Source organism: Mycobacterium talmoniae (assembly GCF_001854525.1).
Taxonomy (GTDB): Bacteria; Actinomycetota; Actinomycetes; order Mycobacteriales; family Mycobacteriaceae; genus Mycobacterium; species Mycobacterium talmoniae.
Map to the genome: position 1 here is coordinate 1 of NZ_MLQM01000222.1, position 7,325 is coordinate 7,325.

General features: G+C 69.7%; 4 protein-coding genes. 2 read left to right on the forward strand and 2 right to left on the reverse strand.

Annotated features, from left to right (window positions below):
• Positions 1-347: alpha/beta fold hydrolase (locus tag BKN37_RS24685; protein ID WP_423212837.1), on the forward strand; the 347-nt coding region annotated here is incomplete at its 5' end.
• A 144-nt stretch (positions 348-491) separates the two neighbouring features.
• On the opposite strand, the gene car is transcribed toward BKN37_RS24685, so the two are convergent.
• Together car and BKN37_RS24695 are read right to left on the reverse strand one after the other, a co-directional pair.
• Positions 492-3,992, reverse strand: a complete 3,501-nt coding sequence (car, locus tag BKN37_RS24690; RefSeq protein WP_071029619.1) for a carboxylic acid reductase — start codon at positions 3,990-3,992, stop codon at positions 492-494.
• A gap of 131 nt (positions 3,993-4,123) precedes the next feature.
• Entirely contained in the window at positions 4,124-6,193 is a 2,070-nt protein-coding gene (locus tag BKN37_RS24695) for an acyltransferase family protein (protein ID WP_083342025.1), read from the reverse strand.
• Between the two features lie 285 nt (positions 6,194-6,478).
• Here BKN37_RS24695 and BKN37_RS24700 point away from each other — a divergent pair, with 285 nt between their 5' ends.
• On the forward strand, positions 6,479-7,141 hold the full coding sequence (locus BKN37_RS24700; RefSeq protein ID WP_071029620.1) for an O-methyltransferase: 663 nt from the start codon (positions 6,479-6,481) through the stop codon (positions 7,139-7,141).
• The last annotated feature ends 184 nt before the right edge of the window (positions 7,142-7,325 follow it).

Genomic DNA, 7,325 nt, shown 5'->3' on the forward strand with positions numbered 1-7,325 from the left:
AGTTCTGGGCGTGGACCGACTGCGCCGGGCACCCCGAGAACGCGTTGACCCGGGACGAGTTGCTGGACAACGTGATGCTGTACTGGGTGACCGCCAGCGGGGCGTCCTCGGCGCGGCTGTACTGGGAGTCGTTTGCGTCGTTCCGCGACGGTGGCCGGGTCGAGTTGCCCACCGGGGTGGCGTCGTTCCCCAAGGAGATCTCCCGCCCACCGCGGTCCTGGTGCGAGACCAACTACAACATCACCCACTGGACGGCGATGCCGCGCGGCGGGCACTTCGCCGCGTTCGAGCAGCCGGAGTTGTTCGTCGACGACGTGCGGGCGTTCTTCGCGAGCATGCGCCACTGAAATCGACGTCCATACGGCGCAAACCCCCGGATCTGGGGGCTATGTGTCAATCTGGACGTCGATTTCAGCGGCGCCCCGCTGGAGCCCACGCGAAAAGCCCCCAATGCGCCGTTGCATTGGGGGCTTTTACGTCTGCTCGCCGACCTACAGCAGGCCCAGCAGCTGCAGGTCGGTGATGTACTTGACGATCACCGCCGGCGTGACATGCGGGATGTCTTTGTCCGGGCCGATTTTCGCCTCTTGCACCGCGGCACGGAACCGGTCGGTCGGGGCGATCGACCCGCAGATCGGCGTCTCCGGCTTCTGGTAGTTGTGCAGCAGCGGCAGCAGCGACGCCTGACGCTGCTTCTCCGGCAGCGCCCGCAGGGTGGTCTCAAACCGCTGCAACCACTCGGCGTAGTCGGCGATCCGGCGGACCGGGAAGCCGGCGTCGATCAGCCAGTCGACGTACTCGTCCATGCCGATGCCGTCGTCGTACGGGTTCATCACGTGGTAGGTGGCGAACCCGTCGCCGGCCTTGGCGCCCAGCGTGGAGATGGCCTCGGCGATGAACTCGACCGGCAGGCCGTCGTAGTGGGCGCGCTGCCGGTTGCCCTCGGCGTCCAGCTCGTAGAACGAACCGGGCGCGATCCCGGTGGCGACCAGCGACAGCATCATCCGGGTGAACATGTCCGGCAGGTTGAGCTGGCCCGCGTAGCTGGTGTCGGCCAGGATCATGTCGCAGCGGAACACCGCGACCGGCAGCCCGCACAGATCGTTGGCCTCCCGCAGCAGCACCTCGCCGGCCCACTTGCTGTTGCCGTAGCCGTTGGCGTAGCCGTCGTTGATCGCCCGCACCGGGCTCATCACCCGCACGTCGGCGTCCTCGGTGAACTTGCCGGGCGTGATCTGGTCGCCCACCCCGATCGTCGACACGTAGGTGAACGGCTTGATCTTGGTGGTGAGCGCGATCCGGATCAGCTCGGCGGTGCCCAACGCGTTGGGGCCGAACAGCTGGCCGTACGGCAGCACGTGGTTGACCAGCGCGGCCGGGTCGACGATCAGGTCGACGGTGTCGGCCAGCCGCTGCCAGGTCGCCGCGTCCAGGCCGAGGTTGGCCTCGCCCTTGTCACCGGCGATAACCTCCAGGTGCTTGGCGGCCAGCTCGGTGTAGCGGGCCAGCAGCTTCTCATCGCCGCTGTCGAACGTCTTGTCCAGCCGGGCCCGCGCCTCCGCATCAGTCTTCGCGCGCACCAGGCAGATCAGCGTGCCGTCGACGGCGGCCATCCGCTCCAGCCACTCCAGCGCCAGGTAGCGACCCAGGAAGCCGGTGGCGCCGGTGAGCAGCACGGTGCGCACCTCGGCGCTCGGGCCGGGCAGCGTCGGAGCCGCGGCCAGCGTGGCGGCGTCGAGGAACTTGTCCAACGTCAGGTCGGCGGCGGCGACCTCGACCGCGTCGCGGCCGTGCACGCTGGCGAAGGTGGGCCGCTTGGAGCCGGCCCGCTCGGCCTCGACATAGTTGGCGATGGCCTGCAGGTCGGACGCCGGGCTGACGATCACGCCCACCGGCACGTCGACGTCGAAGATCTCGTGCAGCAGGTTGGCGTAGGTCAGCGCCGACAACGAATCGCCGCCCAGGTCGGTGAAGTGCGCCTCGGGCGCCAGATCACCGGCCGCCGCACCCAGCAGTGCGGCCGCGGCCCGGCTGACGGTGTGCAGCACCGGCGCCTCGGCGCCGCTGCGGCGCAGCTCGTTGAGCTCGTTGGTCTGACCCTCGGCCAGCTCGGCGTACAGCTGCTCCAGCCGCTCGCCGTAATGCGCCTTCAGCTTGGGCCAGGCCAGCTTGCGGATGCCGGTGAGCAGCCCGTTCTCCAGGGTGAACGGGGTGGTCTCGATGAGGAAGTCGCGCGGCACCTCGTAGGACTGCAGGTCGGCCTCTTTGGCCACGTTCTGCAGCGACTCGGCGATCAGCGGCTTCAGGGCCTCTACGGAGTGCTCGGCCAGCGCGTCCTCGGTCGGCACGATCACCGCCAGCAGATACGGGTGGGCGCTGTTGCCGTAGACGTAGATCTGCCGCACCAGCGGGCTGTTGCCGAACACCGCCTCCAGCTTGGCGACGGTGACGAACTCGCCCTGGGCCAGTTTCAGCACGTTGTTACGGCGGTCGACGTACACCAGCTTGTCCGGGCCGACCTCGGCGACCACGTCGCCGGTGCGGTAGTAACCGTCGTCGTCGAACACGCCGGCGGTAACCTCGGGCCGCTTGTAGTAGCCGGGGAACATGTTCTCGGTCTTGAGCAGCAGCTCACCGCGCGGGTAGGGCTGGTCGGTGCCGAAATAGCCCAGGTCCGGGACGTCGACCAGCTTGTAGTCGAGCACCGGCGGCCGCTGGATTTCCCCGTCGAACAAGACCATGCCGGCCTCGGTGGAGCCGTAGCCGTCGAGCACATGCTGCTCGGTCAGCGCCTCGACCCACGCCTTGAGCTCGGGTGAGATCGGGGCCGACCCGGTCATCACGAAGTGGAACCGCCCGCCGAGCAGGTTCTGCCGCTGTTCGGCCAGCACCTGCGCCTCGACGTCCGCCCGGTCGGCAGCGTCACCGCTGCGACGGCCGACCTCGCTCTGGAACTCCTGGAACAGCATCTCCCAGATGCGGGGCACGAAGTTCAACTCGGTGGGCCGCACCAGGGTGAGGTCCTCCAGCAGCGTCGACAGGTCGCTGCGGGCCGCGAAGTACGCGGTGCCACCGTTGCCGAGCGTGCCGTACAGGATGCCGCGGCCCATGACGTGGCTCATCGGCATGAAGTTCAGGGTGATCGACGCCGCGCTGGGCCCAAACCAGTTCCGGGCGGACCGCCGCCACATCTTGGCGACATTGGGCTGCGGGTACATCGCGCCCTTGGGGGCGCCGGTGCTGCCGGAGGTGTAGATCAGCAGCGCCAACGCGTCGTCATCGACGGCGGGCAGCGCGGGGGCCGGCAGCGCGGTGCCGCGGTCCAGCACCTCGGCCAGGGTTTCCACCACCACCGGGGTGTCCGCCAGCTGCGCGCGGGCGGCGTCGACGGCGTCGCGGTGGTCGTCGACCTGCGGGTGGTAGTCGAACACCACCAGCCGCCCCGGCACGTGACCGGCTTGGATCAGCTCGACGGCGTCGGACAGGCTGTCCACGCTGGCCGCAAGCACCACCGGTTCGGTCTCGGCGACGATGGGCTGCAGCTGGGTGGTCGCTGCGCTGGTCTGCAGCGGCACCGACACCGCGCCCAGCTTCGCCAACGCCACGTCGATGGTGGTGTAGTCGACGCTGGTGAAGCCCAGCACCGCCACCCGGTCACCGGGGTGCACCGTCTCGGCAGCCCAAGCGGCGGCCAGGGCCGCGACGCGGTCCGACAACTCGCGGTAGGTGATGGTCTCGAACTTCGGCAGCAGCGAAGCGGCGGTGCGGCCGGTGGCCGGGTCGGTGACGAACTCGACCGCGCGTTGTCCCAGCGCGGGTCGGTCGGCGTAGCCGTCCAGCACCGTTTGGATGACCTGCGGCAAGCCCAACTCGGGCTGCTCGGTGGCCGCGGCGACGTCCGGGTTGGGCCGGGCGGCGGCGAACTGCGGGTCGGTGGCGGTCAAATCGGCGATGCGGCGCTCCAGCCGCTCGTCCTGGGTTTCAATTGACATAACACAAACCTCTAAACAAGCAAATTGGGGAAGTTGGTCTGCGCGACGCTGCGCACAACAAAAACTACGTTAGCAAAACTAATTTTATTCCGGGAAGGGCGGCCGGCTGTGAAGCTGCGCACATCGCGCCGCTAGCGCAGAGCCTGCTCCAGCCACGGGGTCAGCCATTCCGCGCCCTCTTGGGTGAAGTGCACGCCGTCGCTGCGGACCTTGATGCCGTCGACCTTGGCGGTGTAGACGCCATCCGGACAGAGCTTCTTGTTGAGGTCGACGACGGTGATGTTGCGGTTGTGGCCGATCACGCGGCGCAGCAGCGCGTTCCACTGGTCGACCCGGTGTGGGTCGTCCTCGGGGTACAGGCTGCCGTCCGGTTTCTCCCCGTAGCGGCTGTAGGGCACCGTGGTGACCGCCACCCGGGCGCCGGTGGAGCCGAGCACGTCGAACGCGCGGCGCAGTTCGACGGTGAGATACGCGTCGAAGGTGGGGTCACCGATGTGGGTCCAGCGACCCTCGTTGACCCGGTCCACCGTCTCCCACCGGCCGATGATCAGCAGCGCCACGTCCGGTTGGTCGGTGGCGACCTGCTGGGCCCATCGACTGGGCCAGGCGTCGCATTCGGATTTTTGGTCCAGGGTCTCCCCGGAGTAGCTGTACGGCCCGGCCCGCACGATGCTGCAGCCGATGATGGTGTGGTCGATGAAGTCGTAGCCGGGGGTGGCCGGCAGGTAGTGCATCAGCGTCCAGCCGATCGAGTCGCCGAACACCGACACGGTGCGGGGTCGGTGCGGGTCGTGCTGCGCGACGGCTCGCGCCGGGCGCTTGGTGGTGGGCGGCGACGGCGACACCGCCGCGGCCGCCGAAATCCCGGGCGGCAGGCCGGGCGTGCGGTTGGCGTGCGGCTGGGTGCCAACCGGCACGAGCAGCACGGTCACCGCGACGGCGGTGGCGATGGTGGCCCCCGCCAACGGCAACTGCGGCACAAATACCGGCCGCCACCGCCGGATCGGCTGTTCGATTGCCCACCACGACACGGCGGCCACCACCACGGTGACCGCGCAGCGCACCGCGAACAGCCGCCAGCCCGACCATCCGGTGCGTTCCCCGTTGACCACCAGGAAGATCGGCCAGTGCCACAGGTACACGCCGTAGGAGATGGCACCCAGCCACACCAGCGGGCGCCAGGACAGCACCCGGGCCACCAGCCCGTCCTGGTGCAACGCCACCGGCGCGATGACCAGGATGGCCGCCACGGCCACCACGGTCAGCGAGCCCGCGCGAAACTCGCGGGCGTTGCCGGTGACGTAGTGGGCCGCCGCCGCCAACACCGCCAGGCCGACCAGCGGCAGCAGCCGCGCCGCCCAGGTGCCCCACCGCGACCGGATCACCGGCCAGCCGGCCATCAGCGCCGACCAGTCCCGGACCAGCAATGCGGCCGCCGCGGCCCCGATCAGCAGGGCTTGCGCGCGGGTGTCGGTGCCGAAATAGATGCGGTCCCGGGTGGCGTCCGAGGCCAGCAGGATCGCCGCGGCCGCCGAGCCCGCCGCACCCAGCGTGGCCAGCACCAACACACTGAGCCGCACGCCGCCGAGGGTGGCGCAGCGGTCGCGGCGTCGGGCCCGCAGCGCTAAGAGCAGCGCGACCCCGACCAGCAGCAACGGCCACACCAGGTAGTACTGCTCCTCCACCCCCAGCGACCAGGCATGCTGCAGCGGGGAGGGGGTGCCGCCTTGGGTGAAGTAGTCGGTCTTGGCGAAGACGAACCGCCAGTTGGCCACCCAGCAGAACGCGGCGATCGCGTCGTCACGCAGCCCGGCGACGGCGCTCGACGGGAACAGCTCGCGCGCGACGGCGACCGTCAACACCATCAGCAGCAGCGCGGGCAGCAGCCGACGGCCGCGGCGGATCCAGAACCCGGCCAGGTCGATGCGGCCGGTGCGGCCGAGTTCGTCCAGCAGCAGCGACGTGATCAAGAAACCGCTGAGCACGAAGAACAGGTCCACCCCGATGAAGCCCCCGCCGACGCCGGGGATGCCGCCGTGTTCGGCCAGCACCAGCGCCACGGCGATCGCCCGAAGACCGTCCAGGGCGTGGATGCCCGGTCGGCGCTGCCGACGTCGGGCGGCATCCTCACCGCGGGAGGTGGTTAGCCGGGCGGCGCGGGGAACGGGGGCAACCCAGCGGGGCTTTCCGGTGGTACGCACGGACGCGGGGTAGCGCTCGGCCGCTCCGGTACTCGCTTGCGCGGTGCCCCGAGCAGCCGTCCTGGGCACGCCGCTATTGCCGCCGATACGTCAATCCCTCCCTGTCCGGACCACAGCAAGCTTAGGTGCGAAACCCCCGCAGAACGCCGAAGACACGGCCGTAGAACGTGGGAATTCGGTTCCCGCGCAGTGGTTCTAGTGACGGCGGTCACCAGCCCTGGGAGCGGGTGGCCCGCCCCGGCGGGTGGGCCACCACGGCGCGGCGGCGCCGCCTACGCTCGGTTCATGGCCATCACACTGCACGACACTCGCGTCCAATCGGTCCTGGACCGCATGTATGCCGCCACCGAGGAACAGATGCCGTTGCTGCGCGCCCGCGCCGACGACTTCGAGCGGCTGTCCTCGGCCAGCGCGCAGGAGCGCGCCGACGCGTTCAGTGAGTTCTACATCCCGGTGACCCCGGAAGCGGGTCGACTGCTGTATTCGCTGGTGCGGGCGGCCCGGCCGGCCACCGTGGTCGAATTCGGCATGTCGTTCGGCATTTCCGCCATCCACCTGGCGGCCGCGGTCCGCGACAACGGCACCGGACGCGTCATCACCACCGAACTCAGCGACACCAAAATCGCCGCGGCGAAGGAGAATTTCGCCGGCGCCGGGCTCGACGATGTGATCACCGTGCTGGCCGGGGATGCGCTCACCACCCTGGCCGAGCTGGACGGCACGGTCGACTTTGTGCTGCTCGACGGGTGGAAGGAGCTCTACCTGCCGGTGCTGCAGTTGCTGGAGCCGCGGCTGTCACCGGGGACCCTGGTCGTCGCCGACAACACCGAGATGGAGGGCACCCAGGCCTACCTGGACTACGTGCGCGATCCCGGCAACGGCTACGTCGGGGTCAACTTCCCGGTCCGCGACGCCGACAGCATGGAGATCAGCTGCCGCGCCGGCTAGCGCGTCTCTCCGCCGGCCGGCTGACGCCGGTGTGACAGCGCGCACCCCGGTTGTCCGGCTACCCTGGCATTCCATGAGGTCAACGAAGGTTGCCGCGGCGGCCGCCGCACTGGCGATCGCGAGTTGGTGCGGCGGTGGCGGCGTCGCCCACGCAGATCCCCCCTCCCCGCCGGGCCCACCGCCC